This is a genomic window from Tepidanaerobacter sp. EBM-49 (genome assembly GCF_001896645.1).
Classification (GTDB): domain Bacteria; phylum Bacillota; class Thermosediminibacteria; order Thermosediminibacterales; family Tepidanaerobacteraceae; genus Tepidanaerobacter; species Tepidanaerobacter syntrophicus.
In genome coordinates this window covers 114,421-132,057 of the sequence record NZ_MPPE01000005.1, presented here as the reverse complement: position 1 = coordinate 132,057, position 17,637 = coordinate 114,421, and the positions used below count along the sequence as shown (strand labels likewise).

At 38.6% G+C, this 17,637-nt stretch carries 18 protein-coding genes and 1 other annotated feature; of the genes, 17 read left to right on the top strand and 1 reads right to left on the bottom strand.

From position 1 onward, the window contains the following. The first annotated feature begins 3 nt into the window (after window positions 1-3). From BUE08_RS01355 to BUE08_RS01300, 12 genes are all read left to right on the top strand, one after another. Window positions 4-1,161 (top strand): cysteine desulfurase family protein, encoded by a 1,158-nt coding sequence (locus BUE08_RS01355; RefSeq protein WP_213995791.1) that lies wholly within the window; start codon window positions 4-6, stop codon window positions 1,159-1,161. Between the two features lie 3 nt (window positions 1,162-1,164). Continuing rightward, a complete protein-coding gene (gene thiI / locus BUE08_RS01350) occupies window positions 1,165-2,328 on the top strand; it encodes a tRNA uracil 4-sulfurtransferase ThiI (protein ID WP_273039184.1) in 1,164 nt (387 codons plus the stop codon). A gap of 347 nt (window positions 2,329-2,675) precedes the next feature. Then, a complete protein-coding gene (locus tag BUE08_RS01345; RefSeq protein ID WP_083497739.1) occupies window positions 2,676-2,996 on the top strand; it encodes a (2Fe-2S)-binding protein in 321 nt (106 codons plus the stop codon). After that, window positions 2,993-4,087: an NAD(P)/FAD-dependent oxidoreductase gene (locus BUE08_RS01340; RefSeq protein WP_213995788.1), complete on the top strand. Its 1,095-nt coding sequence runs from the start codon at window positions 2,993-2,995 to the stop codon at window positions 4,085-4,087. Before BUE08_RS01345 ends, BUE08_RS01340 begins: the two co-directional genes overlap by 4 nt. After that, window positions 4,084-4,599 (top strand): 4Fe-4S dicluster domain-containing protein, encoded by a 516-nt coding sequence (locus BUE08_RS01335; protein ID WP_059033611.1) that lies wholly within the window; start codon window positions 4,084-4,086, stop codon window positions 4,597-4,599. Before BUE08_RS01340 ends, BUE08_RS01335 begins: the two co-directional genes overlap by 4 nt. Beyond that, window positions 4,596-4,862, top strand: a complete 267-nt coding sequence (locus BUE08_RS01330) for a (2Fe-2S)-binding protein (RefSeq protein WP_286680165.1) — start codon at window positions 4,596-4,598, stop codon at window positions 4,860-4,862. Before BUE08_RS01335 ends, BUE08_RS01330 begins: the two co-directional genes overlap by 4 nt. Next, the gene (locus BUE08_RS01325) at window positions 4,859-6,055 is read left to right on the top strand and encodes an NAD(P)/FAD-dependent oxidoreductase (RefSeq protein ID WP_286680164.1); all 1,197 of its coding nucleotides are present in this window, start codon (window positions 4,859-4,861) and stop codon (window positions 6,053-6,055) included. The genes BUE08_RS01330 and BUE08_RS01325 overlap by 4 nt, the downstream gene beginning before the upstream one ends. Before the next feature lie 44 nt (window positions 6,056-6,099). Further along, entirely contained in the window at window positions 6,100-6,801 is a 702-nt protein-coding gene (locus tag BUE08_RS01320) for an aspartate/glutamate racemase family protein (RefSeq protein ID WP_286680163.1), read from the top strand. Window positions 6,802-6,975: 174 nt separating this feature from the next. After that, window positions 6,976-8,232 (top strand): ROK family transcriptional regulator, encoded by a 1,257-nt coding sequence (locus BUE08_RS01315; protein WP_286680162.1) that lies wholly within the window; start codon window positions 6,976-6,978, stop codon window positions 8,230-8,232. 16 nt (window positions 8,233-8,248) lie between these two features. After that, window positions 8,249-9,067 (top strand): 5-deoxy-glucuronate isomerase, encoded by an 819-nt coding sequence (gene iolB / locus BUE08_RS01310; RefSeq protein ID WP_286680161.1) that lies wholly within the window; start codon window positions 8,249-8,251, stop codon window positions 9,065-9,067. Between the two features lie 28 nt (window positions 9,068-9,095). Further along, a complete protein-coding gene (locus BUE08_RS01305; RefSeq protein WP_213951089.1) occupies window positions 9,096-10,622 on the top strand; it encodes a tagaturonate reductase in 1,527 nt (508 codons plus the stop codon). Window positions 10,623-10,672: 50 nt separating this feature from the next. Further along, on the top strand, window positions 10,673-12,160 hold the full coding sequence (locus BUE08_RS01300) for a UxaA family hydrolase (protein ID WP_286680160.1): 1,488 nt from the start codon (window positions 10,673-10,675) through the stop codon (window positions 12,158-12,160). Here BUE08_RS01300 and ndk read toward each other — a convergent pair whose 3' ends face one another. Continuing rightward, the gene (gene ndk, locus BUE08_RS01295; RefSeq protein WP_286680159.1) at window positions 12,161-12,574 is read right to left on the bottom strand and encodes a nucleoside-diphosphate kinase; all 414 of its coding nucleotides are present in this window, start codon (window positions 12,572-12,574) and stop codon (window positions 12,161-12,163) included. 241 nt (window positions 12,575-12,815) lie between these two features. Continuing rightward, window positions 12,816-13,059: a binding site (T-box leader), on the top strand. A gap of 86 nt (window positions 13,060-13,145) precedes the next feature. Here ndk and BUE08_RS01285 point away from each other — a divergent pair. The 5 genes from BUE08_RS01285 to BUE08_RS01265 are packed head-to-tail and all read left to right on the top strand — an operon-like array spanning window position 13,146 to window position 17,604. Continuing rightward, window positions 13,146-14,621, top strand: a complete 1,476-nt coding sequence (locus BUE08_RS01285; RefSeq protein WP_286680158.1) for an anthranilate synthase component I family protein — start codon at window positions 13,146-13,148, stop codon at window positions 14,619-14,621. Then, entirely contained in the window at window positions 14,618-15,202 is a 585-nt protein-coding gene (locus BUE08_RS01280; protein ID WP_286680157.1) for an anthranilate synthase component II, read from the top strand. The genes BUE08_RS01285 and BUE08_RS01280 overlap by 4 nt, the downstream gene beginning before the upstream one ends. Beyond that, a complete protein-coding gene (trpD, locus tag BUE08_RS01275; RefSeq protein ID WP_286680156.1) occupies window positions 15,199-16,221 on the top strand; it encodes an anthranilate phosphoribosyltransferase in 1,023 nt (340 codons plus the stop codon). The genes BUE08_RS01280 and trpD overlap by 4 nt, the downstream gene beginning before the upstream one ends. Then, window positions 16,218-17,003, top strand: a complete 786-nt coding sequence (gene trpC, locus BUE08_RS01270) for an indole-3-glycerol phosphate synthase TrpC (RefSeq protein WP_286680155.1) — start codon at window positions 16,218-16,220, stop codon at window positions 17,001-17,003. The genes trpD and trpC overlap by 4 nt, the downstream gene beginning before the upstream one ends. Continuing rightward, window positions 16,996-17,604, top strand: a complete 609-nt coding sequence (locus BUE08_RS01265; protein WP_286680154.1) for a phosphoribosylanthranilate isomerase — start codon at window positions 16,996-16,998, stop codon at window positions 17,602-17,604. The genes trpC and BUE08_RS01265 overlap by 8 nt, the downstream gene beginning before the upstream one ends. The last annotated feature ends 33 nt before the right edge of the window (window positions 17,605-17,637 follow it).

Here is a 17,637-nt window from a genome sequence, read left to right as displayed (position 1 = left end):
AAATTGAGGCAAGTATATCTTGATAATAGTTCAACAACCAGAGTTTCTGATAATGCAGCTAAGTCTGCTTTCGAAGCGATGACGCTGTATTACGGAAACCCTTCTTCTATGCATAGAAAAGGAATAGAAGCTGAAAAGATAATAAAAGAAGCCAGAGAAAAAATTGCGAGTTTTTTAGGAAGGACAGCAAATGAAATTTACTTTACTTCAGGAGGCACAGAATCTAACAATTGGGCAATCAGAGGAGCAGCGCTAAGCCTCAAACGTCGCGGCAATCATATAATTACCACTAACATTGAGCATCCATCTGTTTTAGAAGTTTTTAAAGTTTTAGAAAGGCAAGGGTATAAAGTCACATATCTTAATACTGACGAAGATGGTTTTATAGATATAAATGATTTAAAAAAGGCTTTAACCGAGGATACAGTTTTAGTGAGCATAATGTATGTAAACAATGAAATCGGCTCTATCCAGCCTATAAGTGAGGCGGCTGAAGCGATTAAGAGTTACAATAAAAATATACTTTTTCACGTTGATGCAGTCCAGGCATTTGGTAAGATTGACCTTGTGCCGGCTTTAGCAGGAATAGATTTGTTGTCTGTAAGCGGCCATAAAATCCACGCTCCTAAAGGCATTGGCGTTCTTTTTGTAAGGGATAATGCAAATATAGAACCACTTATATATGGCGGAGGACAGGAAAAAGGGCTTCGCTCAGGAACCGAAAATGTGCCAGGAATAGCAGGCCTTAGCTGTGCTGCTTGGGAGATTACACAGAATATGAAAGAATGGAAAATAAAAATGGAAAGCCTCAAAAAACGCTTAAAAGATGGTATATTAGAAAAAATTCCTGACGTTGTTTTAAATACTCCGGAAATTAACAGCGCTCCCCATATTCTAAATGCTTCTTTTATAGGAACAAGAGGGGAAATACTTTTACATGCCCTTGAAGGAAAAGGTATATTCGTGTCAACAGGTTCTGCCTGCTCATCTCACAAAGGCGGAGCAAGCCATGTTCTAAAGGCTGTTGGAAAAAGCTTAGAGGAACAGGATAGTGCAATAAGATTTAGCTTATCGCATTTTATTTCAGAAGATGACATAGATTATGTAATAGAAACCTTAACCGAGGAAGTCTGCGAAATACGAAAATTTGTGCGGAGGTAGGAAATGGAAAGACTTTATTTAATAAGTTTTGGAGAGATTGCTTTAAAAGGCGAGAATAGGCCATTTTTTGAAAGAATGCTGACTCAAAGAATTAAACAGGTTATTATGCCTTACGACAAGAATGTGCAGTTAAAAAATGTCCATGGCAGAATTTATTGCTTTACGCAAGCACCGAAAGAAAAAGTGGCAGAAGCCTTAAAAAAAGTTTTTGGTATAGTTTATATATGCCCTGCCGTAAGCTGCGAAAACAACATTGAAGATATAAAAAATACCGCTCTTGAGGTAATCAAAGAACAAGACTATTACGGCAAGACTTTTAAGGTTGAAACCAGGCGGCCCAATAAATCGTTTCCTCTTAAATCTCCCGAGGTAAATGCACAGGTCGGTGCTTACATTCTAAGTAATATAGAAGGACTTAAAGTTAATGTCCATGATCCTGATATAAGACTTGATATCGAGATACGAGAAAAAACGTTTATTTATTCTGAGAAGATTCCCGGACCGGGAGGACTTCCTATAGGATGCGCCGGGAAAGCCATATCCCTTCTTTCCGGCGGTATAGACAGTCCTGTTGCAACATATATGATAATGAAGCGAGGCGTGGAAATAGAACCTATATATTTTCACAGTTTTCCGTTTACCACTGATAGAGCGAAGGAAAAGGTAATCGATCTTTGCAAAGTGCTTGCCGGTTATTCGGGTAAAATACGGCTTCATGTTGTGAATTTTACAGAAGCGCTGAAAGAAATCGGGAAGAATACACCTGAAGAATTTTTGACAATCATGATGAGGCGTATGATGGTCCGAGTGGCTGACAAAATCGCAGAAGAACGCGGAGCCAAAGCATTGGTTACAGGGGAAAGCCTTGGACAAGTAGCAAGTCAAACCATGGAAGCAATTGCTGCAACCAACGAAGTGGCTTCAATGCCGATTTTTCGCCCACTAATAGGATTTGATAAAATCGAGATAATGGATATTGCAAGAAAAATCGGCACATATGATATTTCAATAGAGCCATATGCAGACTGCTGTTCAGTGTTTGTACCTAAGCATCCAAAAATACGTCCGGCTATTTGCGAAGTCCATAAAGCCGAAGAGGATATTGATGTGGAAAAGCTTGTCAGTATGTGTATTGAAGGTATTGAAATATTTGATGTTACTCCATAAATGAATTAGATTTAATTCCAATTGTTATAAATAATTTCTAATAATTAAAAATGCCGCAAGCCTTATAAAAGCGGCTATTTATCTACGCTTACTTAAAAATTGCCAAATACCATTTTTGCTTTGCAATATTATGCTTTATAATATTTATAAATAAAGCCTGCAATAAAATTTTGCCCGATAGTTAAACCGGCTCTGTTGCAGGCTTTTAGACTATAATTTCCGATGGCTTGGAAGGCATAGTTCTTGCATTGTAATTTAATTACATAACAGTTTATTTAAGCAAAATGGTCAGATATTTTAAACTAATGCCTAAAATGTTATTCGAAACAAGAATTGGAGGGAGAAAATTGCGCGTAATACATCATCCTATATTAGGAGATGAAACCAGGCAGTTTAATGCCAAAATAACAGTAGACGGAAAAGAAATCCCGGCAATAGAAGGCGAGCCCATTGCCGCAGCTCTTTTGGCGGCAGGAATAAAAAAGTTTAGAGAAACACAAAAATACCATAAACCCAGGGGCATATTTTGCGCTATTGGAAGATGCACAGATTGTGTAATGACTGTGGACGGCGTCCCGAACGTCAGGACATGTGTAACGCCTGTTAGAGATGGAATGATCATAAATACACAAAAGGGTTTGGGAAAATGGGGTGATCAGCAATCATGAAGAGAGCAGATATAGCTGTAATAGGAGCAGGTCCTGCAGGTCTTTCATGTGCTGTGGAGGCTGCAAAAGCCGGCGCGAAAGTTGTTGTTTTAGATGAAAATTTAAAGCCGGGCGGACAGCTTTTTAAACAAATCCATAAATTTTTTGGATCGCGGGAGCACAGGGCAGGTACCAGAGGATTTCGAATAGGGCAGCAGCTTTTGGAAGAAACTGAAAAACTTGGTGTTGAAGTTGTGCTGGATGCGGCAGTTTACGGTATATATGAAGACCGCCTTATAGCTTACATTACAAATGGTAAAGATCATACATTGAAAGCAGAGAAAATTGTTCTTGCAACCGGAGCTTCCGAAAATGCCCTAGCTTTTCCGGGATGCACATTACCAGGCGTAATGGGAGCAGGAGCGGCACAAACCATGATTAATGTAAATAGGGTTTTGCCCGGAGAAAAGATAATTATGGTAGGTTCCGGCAATGTAGGTCTTATAGTTTCATATCAGCTGATGCAAGCAGGAGCTGATGTTGTAGCACTTATAGAAGCAGCCCCGAAAATAGGGGGATATGGCGTGCATGCATCCAAAATCAGAAGAGCCGGTGTTCCGATATATGTTTCTACGACGATTAAAGAAATAATTGGAGAAGAAAAAGTCGAAGAAGTTGTAACTATCGAACTTGATAGAAACTGGCAGCAAATTCCAGGTACTGAAAAAAACTTTGAAGCTGACACGGTATGCCTTGCGGTAGGCCTTTCTCCACTAACGGAACTTGCATGGATGGCGGGATGCGAATTTGTTTATATACCTCCATTAGGCGGCCAAGTTCCAATTCATGACAGGAATATGGAAACAACGCTTGAAGGAGTTTATGTGGCCGGTGATATCACAGGAGTGGAAGAAGCATCTTCGGCTATGGAGGAAGGACGGCTTGCAGGTGTGGCATGTGCGGAAAGTTTGGGATATTATGATAAAATAAAAGCCCTTGAGCTAAAGAACGAAATCTGGAATAGACTGGACGCACTGCGAACCGGGCCGTTTGGCGAAGGAAGATTTCAGGCAAAACTAAAGCAGGTAAACGCAAGGGGGCAATTAGTATGACAGAGCAGCAAGGTATAATATATCAAGGATTTCCGTCCAAAGAAGAGCTTTTAAAGATTCCCGGCGTTCCGTCTAAAGAACGAATCAAAAAAGGGCCTGTAGCATGCATAGAGTGTGTGCAGGAAATACCTTGCAATCCATGTGAGGAAGCATGCCCTTATGGTGCTATAAGCGTAGGGAAACCTATAACGAATTTGCCGGTGCTTGATGAAGAAAAATGCATTGGATGTGGAACTTGCATAGCTGCATGTCCGGGCCTTGCAATATTCGTTGTGAGTGTTTCGGGAGAAAAAGCAGAAGTTAGCTTTCCTTTTGAATATTACCCTTTGCCTAATAAAGGAGACGAAGTTTGGTGTGTTGACAGGGCAGGAAAACAAGTAACCCGCGGTAAAGTGCTTCGAATAATAAAATCTCCCAAATATGACGCTACTGCGGTTATAACGGTGGAGATACCTGCCGAATATCTAGATGATGTTCGCAGCATTAAACGTTTAGAAAGAGGGAATAAATGATGAATGATGAATTTATTTGTCGTTGTGAAGAAGTAAAAAGAGAGGAAATAGAAAAGGCCATCGAAGATGGAGCGACTACTTTAGCAGGAGTTAAACGCAGAACCCGTGTATGTATGGGCCTGTGCCAAGGCAGAACGTGCCAGCGCTTAGTTACTCAAATGCTTTTAAAAGTTGAAGATCCGGCCCAAATAAAACCGCCTACTTCAAGACCTCCTGTACGTGCGATTAAAATCGGCGAAATTGTGGAGGGAGAAGACGAGTGAAAAAAAGTGCTGACGTAGTCGTTATAGGCGGTGGCGTCATAGGCAATTCGATAACATATCATTTAGCAAAGAAAGGCCTAAAGGTTATTTTATTGGAAAAAGATGACTTAGCCTCCGGCTCTTCAGGGGCATGTGATATCGATATAATACTTCAATCTAAAAACCCAGGTATTCATCTTCAGCTTGCGATAGAAAGTGCAAAAATGTATAAACCTCTTGCAGAAGAACTTGGTTCGGAAATTGAGTATGAAGCTTGCGGAGGCATGATTTTAATAGAAAATGATGAACAGATGAATATAATGAGGGATTTTGCAGGGCGCCAAAAAGAAGTCGGTCTTTCGGTAAAACTTTTAGACTTAAAAGAAGCATTGGAGATTCAACCGGGACTGTCGCCACATTTATTAGGAGCTACTTACAGCCCTGATGATGCTCATGTTAATCCCATGAAACTATGTTTTGCATTCGCAAAGGCATCCAAAAAGCTGGGTGCCGAAATAATGCTGAATGCCCCGGCGCTGGATATAAAGCTAGAAAAAAACAAAGTAAGGTCAATAATTACACCAAAAGGTGAAATAGAAACGGATACAGTTGTAAATGCAGCAGGAGTATATGCTCCGTTTATCGGTGAACTGGTAGGAATTTCTCTGCCGATAAAACCCAGGAGGGGGCAGATAGTTGTAACAGAGCCTGTTCCGAAGCTTGTTATGCATGATGTGCTTTGCGCAAAATATATTGTTGCAAAATACAATCCCAAAATACTCGAAGAATCCAATGATCCTGCAACACGTCTCGGAGTGGGACTATCCCTTAGCCAGACACATGACGGACAAATATTAATAGGAGCTACTAGAGAGTTTGTAGGGTATGACAAACGCACAACACATGAAGCACTAAAAGCAGTTTTAAAAAATGCCACACGCCTCGTGCCTGCCTTAAAAAATATTCATACAATAAGATCTTTTGCCGGCTTAAGGCCGTATACTTCCGATGGTTTGCCGTTATTAGGGCCAATAGAAGATATAAAAGGATTTTTTGTTGCCGCAGGGCATGAAGGAGATGGAATAGCACTTTCCCCTGTTACGGGAAGAATTGTAGCTGATCTTATTACAGAAGGTAAGACATTTATAGATGTAAGCAAATTAAGCCCTGAAAGATTTGGCTCCTTAAAAAAGAATGAAAACGAAGTTATATAAATACAAAAAACATCCTTAAATTTTGTCGAGGAGGGAGTTGCGGCATGATCGTAAAAGGGGGCAGAACCAATTACGGTGAGGTTATAGGAATATTAATGCTTGATACTAAATTTCCCAGAATTTATGGAGACATAGGAAATGCCGGTACATTTAGTTTTCCGGTAAAATACAAAAAGGTTGCAGGCGCTACATCACAAAGAGTTGTTAGAGAAGCCGATCCGACTCTTATACAGCCTTTTATCGAAGCTGCGCAGGAGCTTGAAAAAGAAGGTGTTGCGGCAATCACAACGAGCTGCGGCTTTCTAGCTATTTTCCAAGAACTTTTGGCAGATGCAGTTAATATTCCGGTTTTTGCTTCCAGCTTGCTTCAGGTGCCTTTAGCACATCGTATGCTAAAAAAAGGACAAAAAGTTGGCATAATGACCGCTAGTAAACCCCACCTTACAAAACTTCATTTTCAAGGCGTTGGTGCCGATAATATCCCTGTAGTAACTTATGGAATGGAAAGCCAAGAGGAGTTTCCTAAAGTTTTCTTAGACCAAAAAGAAACCCTCGATGTGTCGAAAGTTGAAGAAGAAATGACAGAAGTTGCAAAAACCATGGTAAGCGAGAATCCTGATATAGGCGCAATAGTTTTTGAATGTACTAATATGCCTCCATTTAGAAAATCGGTGCAAGATGCAGTAAATTTGCCCGTGTTTGATATAGTGACATTAACTAATTATGTCTATAATTCATTAAAATGAATAATAAAAAAGCAGTTAATAGCCGGCGTCTAGGACGCCGGCTATTTGATATGAGATAGACTATCTTGATTTGCAAAAAAATTATAAAAAGAAGCAGGACTTTTCGATTTTATAGCGAATATAAAATATAAAAAGATACTTAATTAATTTAAATAAGTATTTTTTAAAAAGGTGATGCATTTGGCAAAAGAACCTATAAATAGTAAATACATTAAAAAACTCAACAGAATGACAGTAATAAACACAATAAAAAAGCATGAACCTGTATCAAGACAACAACTAGCAGAATTTACAGGGCTTACTCCGCCTGCAATAAGCGGTATAGTGCGTGAGTTACTTGAAGCGGGATTAGTAAGAGAAGTAGGACTGGATAAATCCAGCGGAGGCCGCCGACCCGTCAATCTATGTCTTAATCCTGAAGCAGGGTATGTTATAGGTATTGAAGTTACCAGGTTTGAGTCACTTATAGGAATTGCAGACTTAAAAAACGATCCTACCGATTTTAGAATAGCTAAGATTGATATGACAGATCCCAAAAAAGGGATAAAACTCTTAGCGGACGCGGTAGAGCAAATCATGAGCGAAGAAAAATACCTTAAAAAAGCATTCCTCGGAATTGGCGTAGCATTTCCGGGACTATTAAATGTTCGCGAAGGAAGTGTAAAACGTTCTATCAATTTAGGTAAGGCATGGGATAGTTTTAACGTTAAGGAATTTTTAGAAAGCGAACTGGAGCTGCCAATATTTATTGAAAACAACTCTAATACATCGGTTCTTGCTGAGCGCTGGTTCGGCGGAGGCAAGGGATGCAAAGACTTGGTGTATATAAACCTTGGTGAAGGAATAAGCGCCGGTATAATCTTAAACGATAGAATATTACAAGGCGCCAGAGGTTATGCCGGTGAAATTGGTCATATGTCAATTCAAGAAGGGGGACCTTTGTGCAATTGTGGTAACAGGGGATGTCTAGAGAGCATATGCGGCATTCCTGCTATTATTAGGCAAGCTAAAGCTGAGCTGCCTAATATTGCAGAAAGCGATCCTTTAAAAAAAGCTTGGCTGAAAAATGGAGAGATTTCGATTGCTGATATTATTGAATCTGCAAATATTCCAGATTCTTACTCGTGGAAACTTTTACGACAGATGTCGATATATATAGGAAAAGCAATAGCGAATGTAATAAATTTTTACAATCCTGAGCTGATATTTATAGGCGGAAAAATGTCTGTGATTGGCGACTATTTTATGGATATAATTAGAAAAACAGCTAATACCCATGCATTTCCCGAAATAGCTCTTTCTACCGAAATTAAAGTTTCTGAGCTTAAAGAAAAATCTGGAGTAGTTGGTGCTTGCGCACTGGCGCTAAAACATTTATTTAAAACAGACTCAGATATGTTAGAAGATGTTAGGCAAATAATGAATGCTTAAAATGGAGGTTTTAAATATGGAATATTTATATCCAAGCAAGGAAGTAAAAGGCTATAGCCAAGTTGTAAAAGCAGGAAAGGATATGGAATTTTGCGGGTTGGGTTTACTAAAGTTAAATGCAAATGAAGTATGCAGCTTAAAGACAAACGATGAAGAAGCGGCATTGGTTATTTTATCAGGTAAATGCAATGTAGTCGTAAATGGAAAAGAATTTATAGGTCTTGGAGAAAGAAAGGATGTATTTTCAGGTAACCCTGCATCGGTTTATATACCCATTCAAAGTTCTTTTAAAGTGGAAGAAGCTCAGGGATTTGTCTTAGAAGCTGCAGTGGTTTCTGCTAAGGCTGAGAAAAAGTTTGAACCTTTTGTGGTAATGCCAAAAGAAGTAGTATGCGATCATCGTGGTATTTTAAACTACCAGCGAGATGTTAGAGATATTATTGTAGCAAACGGCGAAGGAAAAGTTCATCGTATAGTAGTTGGCGAGACTATATCATGCCCCGGACAATGGTCTAGCTATCCCTCTCATAAACACGATGATTATAATCCTCCCTATGAAGCTAAAATGGAAGAAGTTTACTATTTTAAGATAAAACCCGAAGAGGGTTTTGGAGTTCAAGTAATGTATAACGATGATTTATCGCTAAGAAAAGCATATATGCTAAAAGACGGAGATACAGTTATAATACCTGAAGGTTATCATCCTGTTGCAGCAGCTCCGGGATTTCAGGTGTATTATTTGTGGGTAATGGCAGGAGACTACGGAAGAAAGCTTGTTCCGAAAGATGATCCTAAATTAGCTTGGCTCAGCAATGTAGCTCCATTGCTAAAATAAATTAGTCTTAAAGGAGGCATGGTTTATTATGGTAAAACTAAATAAGGAATTACTAAAAAGTGGTTTTAAATTCCCGGAAGATTTGATGGTGCAGCCGTTTCCTGAAAATTTGCCGGAAAAAGTTATTCAATTTGGCGAAGGCAATTTTTTAAGGGCCTTTGTTGATTGGATGTTTCACCAGATGAACAAACAAAAGATTTTCAATGGTCGTGTTGTAGCTGTTCAGCCGATTGCTCAAGGCTTGGTTGGCAAGCTAAACGAACAAGACGGTTTATATACTTTAATTTTAAGAGGCTTGCAAGATGGAAAACCTGTCGAACTCAAAGAAATAATAAGTTCAATAAGTCGTGGAATAAATCCATATACTCAATGGGATGAATATCTAAAATGTGCAGAAAATCCAGATATAGAATTTGTGGTTTCTAACACTACTGAAGCCGGGATTTCATATGATAAAAGCGATAGCATTGACAAGAAACCGCCTTCATCATACCCGGGAAAACTTACAGCTTATTTATATCATAGATTTAACCACTTTAACGGCGATCCATCAAAGGGCATGGTCATTATTCCTTGTGAGCTGATTGACAGAAATGGCGACAACTTAAAAAGAATTATATTACAGCTGTCAAATGACTGGAATCTGCCTGAAGCGTTTAAAGAATGGATAGAAAAAGACAATATTTTTGTCAACACTTTGGTAGACAGAGTAGTAACAGGGTATCCTAAGGACGAAATAAATGAAATTTTAAACCATCTGGGTTATGAAGATAATCTTGTTGATACAGGAGAACTTTTTCATTTATGGGTAATTGAAGGCCCCGGCGAGCTTTCCGAAAGATTACCATTTACCAAGGCGGGTCTTAATGTATTATGGACTGATGATATGTCACCGTACAGGACAAGAAAAGTCAGGATATTAAACGGTGCCCATACATCTTCAGTTCCTGCAGCATTCCTATATGGTCTTGAAACCGTTGGAGAGATGATGGAGCACGATGTTATGGGCAAATTTGCAAGAGAAGTTATCTACGACGAGATAGTCCCTTCGATAAATCTGGACAAAAAAATGCTGCTTGAATTTGCGGATTCTGTTGTTGAGCGTTTTCAAAACCCGTATATAAAACACTATTTAATAAGCATTCTCCTCAATTCATCCTCGAAATTTAAAACAAGGGTATTGCCTTCAATTATTGAGTATCAACAATTATATAATAAACTTCCCGAAAAACTTACGTTTTCTTTTGCTGCATTAATGGCGGTATATAAAGACGGCAAAGTTGAAAACGGTGTAATGAAAGCGCGCCGTGAAAAAGGCGAATTTGTAATGCAGGATGATTTGTGGGTCTTAGAATTCTTTGAGAAGACATGGAATGATTTTGACAAAAGCAAAGAAGCTGCTAAAAGCGTGGCAAAGGCTGTGCTTGCCAACAGCAAAATGTGGGATCAAGACCTAAACAATATTGACGGTCTTACAGATAAAGTAGCTGACTATTTGTATCAAATTACCAATGATGGTATAAAAAATACCGTTGAAAGACTTGTGAAAAACTAGCGCAACTGATTGCCTTTATCTCTTTAGTTACAAGAAAGGATTGAAAACTTATGGCAGTAATCAAAATACACGAAAGAGACAACGTGGCCGTAGTGATCGATAAAGTGAGTAAAGGTGAAGTAGTAAAAGTGGGTTCTTGTTCAGTTATAGCTTTAGATGATATAGATCAAGGCCATAAAATCGCTCTTTATGATATAGAGCAAGGCGAAAATGTTATAAAGTATGGATTCCCAATAGGGCATGCTACAACTCATATAAAGGCCGGCCAGTGGGTTCACAGTCACAATCTGAAAACGAATTTAGGTGAACTTACAGAGTATGAATATACTCCTCGTCTATCCGATGTGAAGGTTGCCGAGGAATGTGGAACTTTCCGGGGTTTTATCCGCGAAGGCGACAAAGTAGGAATAAGAAACGAAATATGGATTATATCCACTGTAAGCTGCGTAAACAGAAATGCCGAGCTTATAGCCAAAATTTCAAAGGAAAGATTTAAAGGGGTAAAAAATCTGGATGGTATTTATGAGCTTACTCATCCTTATGGTTGTTCCCAATTAGGCCAAGATCAATTAAATACTCAAAAGATATTAGCGAATCTGGTAAATCATCCTAATGCGGGTGGAGTCTTGGTTCTAGGCCTTGGCTGTGAAAATAATAATGTTGACGAGTTCAAAAAAGTGTTAGGAAAGTATAATTCTGACAGAGTGAAATTCTTAGTAGCGCAGGAAGTAGAAGACGAAATAGAGGCAGGAGTCGGGCTTATAGAAGAGCTGGTAGAATATGTATCACAATTTGAAAGACAGGATTGCCCAGTTTCAAAGCTTGTAGTAGGTCTTAAATGCGGTGGTTCCGATGGTTTTTCAGGTATTACCGCAAATCCCTTAGTAGGCTCTTTTTCAGATAAATTAATTTCTTGCGGAGGAAGTACCGTCTTAACAGAGGTGCCTGAGATGTTCGGTGCAGAAACTATCCTTATGAATCGAGCAATAAGTCGTGAAGTATTCGATAAAATAGTTAAAATGATAAACGACTTTAAAGAATATTTTATGAGTTACAACCAGCCAATTTATGAGAATCCGTCGCCGGGCAATAAAAAAGGAGGTATTACAACCTTAGAAGAAAAATCTTTGGGATGTGTGCAAAAAGGCGGAACAAGTAATGTAGTAGATGTGTTGGATTATGGCGATGTGGTAAAAAATAGTGGCCTTAGCCTACTTACAGGTCCGGGAAACGATATGGTAGCATCGACAGTTCTTGCTGCTGCAGGGTGTCATTTGATTTTATTTACAACAGGAAGAGGAACTCCACTAGGAACTGCTGTACCAACTATAAAAATTTCTACAAATACCAATCTTTACAACCGTAAATCCAATTGGATTGATTTTGATGCAGGCAGGCTTCTTTCCGGTGAAACAATGGAAAAACTAACTTCGGAATTAATGCGTTATGTTATAAATGTTGCTTCAGGCGAAAAAAGTAAGGCTGAAAAAATGGGATTTAAAGAAATAGCAATTTTTAAAAATGGGGTTACACTTTAGTCATGCAAGGTTCATATAAGACATCCAAAGCTTTATTTCACGTTCTGCAGTTTCCGGCTTATCGGAAGCGTGGACTAGGTTTTCTGTTGTAGAAGTGGCGAAATCCCCTCGGATTGTTCCCGGCAAAGCTTCTTCAATTTGGGTCGGACCATTTATAAGCCTTGCAAGTCTTACAGCGTTAGGGCCTTCTAAGACCATAGCTAAAACAGGTCCGGAAGTGATATTTGCAATTAATTCTTGAAAAAATGGTTTTGACACATGCTCTTCATAATGCTTACATGCCAATTCTTCAGGAACCATAATTAGTTTTGCAGCAGTTATTTTTAAGCCTTTTTGCTCATATCTTTGAATAATAGTACCAGCCAAACCTCGGCGAATTCCATCAGGCTTAATCATGATAAAGGTTTTTTCCATAGACAAGTCCAGCCACATCCCTTCAAAATTTAACTAACTATCTGAGCTATATTTTTATTATTGTATAATATATAGCGTAAAAATCTAATTTTGTCAAATATTTTATACCATCTTAAAACACAAGTGCAAGCGGTCTGCCACTTTGACTTAAATCTGGTTGTTATTTTATTGTAAGTTCAAAAAATAAAATGTTGACAAAAGATTTTATTTGATGTATCCTATAAAAAACTAATTACTGCATCTAAAACCGTTGAGGCGGAGATAAAGATGGTTATGCTCTTACAGAGAGCTCGCGGTGCTGAAAAGCGAGTAGAAAACAAGCCATCAAATGGACCGCTGAGGGCGCAGCCAAAGGCGAAAGCTGAGTATTCTGCGACGTGTAGGCATACGTAAGTTGCCGGGGATATGATAGTATCCTGCTGAGTGCACGGCTGCAATATACCGTGAATCAAGGTGGTACCACGAGCGTAAAGCCCGTCCTTGACTTTTATGTCAAGGACGGGCTTTTTGACGTCCCCCGGCTAAATTCGATACTGTTCTAATTAAAACTATTTATAAAGGGTGTGTTAAAATGTTGCAGCCAAGCCTGTCAGAGGCCAAAAAAATTGCAAAAACAGGGATCTACAAGAACATTCCAATAAGCTGTGAATTATTTCAAGATGGAATTGAACCGCTTGATATTTTATCAAAGTTAAAAAATGCCAGCAACCGCTGTTATATTCTTGAGTCTGCTTACAAAGAGTCAAAATCTGCAAATTACACGTTTTTAGGATTTGATCCATTGTTAGAGATAATTTGTGCCGATAAAAAAGTAACAATTGTAAAGGATTCATCTTCTACAACAACGTCAGAGGATCCTGCTGAGGTTATACGTCAAGTAATGAAAGATAACTTTAGTCTGCGCTTTGACTACTTGCCTCCTTTTACGGGAGGTCTAGTAGGATATTTTTCATATGACTATGTTGGATATGCAGAACCTTCTCTTTTTTTAAATGCAAATGACGCCGAAAATTTTAGGGATATGCATCTAATGCTTTTTGATAAAGTAATTGCTTTTGATAATGTTCATAATCGATTAATGTTAATTGTGAATATAAAATGCGACAATATAGAAGCAGAATACAAACGGGCCTTGAGGGAAATTGAAAATCTTAAAAAACTTATTTTATTTGGTTTGCCCGCCGACGAGATACCTGGCAGAATAACATCTTCAGTGCGCCAGATGTTTACCAAACATCAATATTGCAATATGGTTAACAAAGCCAAAGATTATATTGGGCAGGGAGAAGTTTTTCAAGTGGTACTATCCAATAGACTAGATGCCGATTTTAAAGGCAGCCTTTTAAACACTTACAAAGCTCTTCGACAAATCAACCCATCCCCTTATATGTTTTATATTTTTACCGATGATGTTGAAATTGCAGGTGCATCTCCTGAGACCCTTGTAAAATTGGAAAATGGAGTTCTACACACATTTCCACTGGCCGGAACACGTGCTAGAGGCAAAACCGAAGAAGAGGACAAACGAATTGAAATTGAACTTTTAGCAGATGAAAAAGAGCGTGCAGAACATGATATGCTGGTTGACTTGGGGCGAAACGATATTGGAAAAGTAAGCGAATTTGGCAGCGTAATAGTAGACAAATATATGGACATAGAACATCTTTCCCATGTAATGCATATAGGTTCAGATGTCTCTGGAAAAATTAGGAAAGATTGTGATGCTATAGATGCAATAGCAGCAGTAATTCCTGCCGGCACACTATGCGGCGCGCCGAAGATAAGAGCATGCGAAATAATTGATGAATTAGAAAATGACAAAAGAGGAATATACGGCGGAGCAATTGGATATATAGACTTTGCAGGTAACTTAGATGTATGTATAGCAATACGCGTTGCTTTCACAAAGAACGGAAAGGTATTTGTGCGTTCGGGTGCCGGCATAGTAGCTGACAGCATACCTGAAAACGAATACCAAGAATGTATAAACAAATCTCAGGCGGTTGTGGAAGCGCTAAAAATTGCTCAAGGAGGAATGAATATATGATATTAGTAATTGATAACTATGACAGTTTTTCTTATAACCTTTACCAATTGGCAGGAATGTTAGATTGCGATGCTAAAATTTTCCATAATAATGAAATAACAATTGAAGATATAAAAAAACTTAACCCGAGCCACATTATAATTTCCTCAGGGCCCGGGTATCCTGAAAGTGCAGGTATATGTATGGATGCGGTAAGGGAACTTGAAGAAACAACACCCATACTTGGAGTTGGGTTAGGCCATCAAGTGATTTGTAAAGCATATGGAGCAGATATTATCCGAGCAAAAAAATTTATGCATGGCAAGCAATGCGAAGTAATTATAGACAACGAGAATCCTCTATTTTTCGGTATGCCAAGTCGGATTAAAGTCGCTCGCTATAACTCTCTTAAAGTTTTGGAAGATAATTTTCCCTACTGCCTGGAAATAATAGCGAAAACAAATGAAGAAGAAATTATGGCAATAAAACACCGCGACTACCCAATTTTTGGCCTGCAGTTTCACCCTGAATCAATTTTAACTCCGGATGGTCCGCAAATAATTAAAAACTTTGTAAATATATTGAAAGGGGCATTATTATGATAAAAGAAGCAACGGCAAAACTTATTGAGGATAGAAATTTAACCTATGAAGAAGCTGCGGCCGTTATGGACGAAATCATGAGCGGTAAAAGTTCAAATGTGCAGATCGCAGCCTTCCTTACAGCGCTTTCAGCTAAAGGAGAGACGATAGAGGAAATTACGGCATGTGCTGCCGGTATGCGTAACTATGCTGTGCCGGTCACCCACAATTTTGATCTGCTGGATATCGTAGGAACAGGCGGAGATAAATCAAATTCCTTTAATATTTCAACAACCGCCTCTGTTGTTATAGCGTCAGGGGGCGTAAAGGTTGCAAAGCACGGCAACCGCGCTGCATCTTCAAAAAGCGGGGCAGCAGATTGCTTAGAAGCCTTAGGTGTAAACATCAATCTTTCCGCACAAAAATGTATAAAACTCTTAGCAGAGATTGGAATATGCTTCTTTTTTGCTCAAAATTATCACACTTCCATGAAATATGTGGGACCTGTGCGAAAAGAGCTTGGAATCCGAACCATTTTTAATATTTTAGGCCCTTTAACAAATCCGGGTTTGGCTAATATGGAAGTGCTTGGCGTATATACCGAATCATTAGTAGAGCCATTAGCACATGTTCTTTCAAATCTTGGTGTAAAACGTGGCATGGTAGTGTATGGGCAAGACGGGCTCGATGAGATTTCCAGTTCATCGCCTACAACTATATGTGAATTTACAGAAAATCATTTTAAAAAATATGTCATTATGCCGGAGGATTTTGGTTTTAAACGCTCAGAAAAGAAAGAGCTAATCGGTGGAACACCTGCAGAAAATGCTAAAATAACACTGGATATTTTAAATGGCACAGAGGGGCCAAAATATCAGGCAACAATTTTAAATGCCGGTGCAGGTCTTTATATAGCGGGAAAAGCAAAAAATCACACGGAAGGCGTAAGACTTGCCGAAGAACTAATAAAAAGCGGAAAAGCAAAAGAAAAGCTTGTTCAATTCATTAAAGAGTCAAATAAGCAAGAGGCAGCAGTATGATTTTAGACGAAATTGCAGCATATGCTAGAACGAGAGTTGAAAATGCGAAAAAGGAAATCAGCTTCCAGCATATTCGTGAACAAGCACTGAGCTTGCCCAAAGGAAATTTTTGTTTTAAAAGGGCTTTAGAAAATCCCGATATGTCTTTTATATGTGAGATAAAAAAGGCTTCTCCATCTAAAGGACTTATCTCAATGGATTTTCCATATATTGAAATTGCAAAAGAATACGAGACGGCAGGCGCGGATTGTATTTCTTGTCTTACCGAACCAAAATGGTTTATGGGTTCAGATGAAATATTTTTCGATATACGTTCACATGTAAAGCTTCCCATGCTCAGGAAAGATTTCACAATAGACGAATATCAACTTTATGAGGCTAAGTGCATAGGAGCCGATGCAGTGCTTCTAATCTGTGCACTTCTAGATACCAAAACTATACAGAAATTTCTAACAATATGTGAAGAAATGGGGATTTGCGCGATAGTTGAGGCTCACGATGAAGAAGAAATAAAGTCTGCTGTTTCTGCAGGCGCAAGACTTATTGGGATTAATAACAGAAATCTTAAAGATTTTACAGTGGACTTTACGAATACTTTAAAATTGAAAGACAAAGTTCCTTCTGATATTTTGCTTATTGCAGAATCAGGGATAAAGTCGCAGGAAGACATAAAAGCCTTAAAAAAAGCAGGTGTCGATGCAGTCCTTATAGGCGAAGCTTTAATGAAAGCAAAAAATAAGCACAAAATCCTTGAATCTTTTAGGAGGGCAGCAAGTGGATAGAACGAAAATTAAGATATGCGGCCTTTCTCGATTATGTGATATAGAGTATGTAAATCTTGCAATACCTGATTATGCAGGATTTGTATTTTGGGAGCAAAGCCGCAGGAATGTATCAATTAAAAAAGCTGAGAAACTTAGTAAAGCATTAGATTCATCTATAAAATCCGTAGGCGTATTTGTAAACGCACCTTTCGAAAAAATTATAAATTTATGCGATAAAAACATTATAGATATAATTCAGCTTCATGGCAGCGAAGACAATGAATATATAGCGAAACTTAGAGAATATATTCCCAAAAAGGTGATTTGGAAAGCCTACAAGATTTGTTCTAAAGAGGACCTAAAAGCCGCAGAAAGCAGCGCGGCAGATGCGGTGCTTTTGGATAATGGTTATGGAACAGGCAAATGCTTTGATTGGTCGCTTATAGAAGAATTTACAAGGCCTTTCATTCTTGCAGGAGGGCTTACACAAGAAAATATTTGCGATGCAATCAGGAAATTTCAGCCTTATGCGGTAGATATAAGCTCAGGAGTAGAGTTAGAAGGCGTAAAAGATAAAGAAAAAATACTGAAAGTGGTTACCACTGTCAGAAATTGCTAAGAATATACGAACAAAACTTAAAATTTTAGGAGG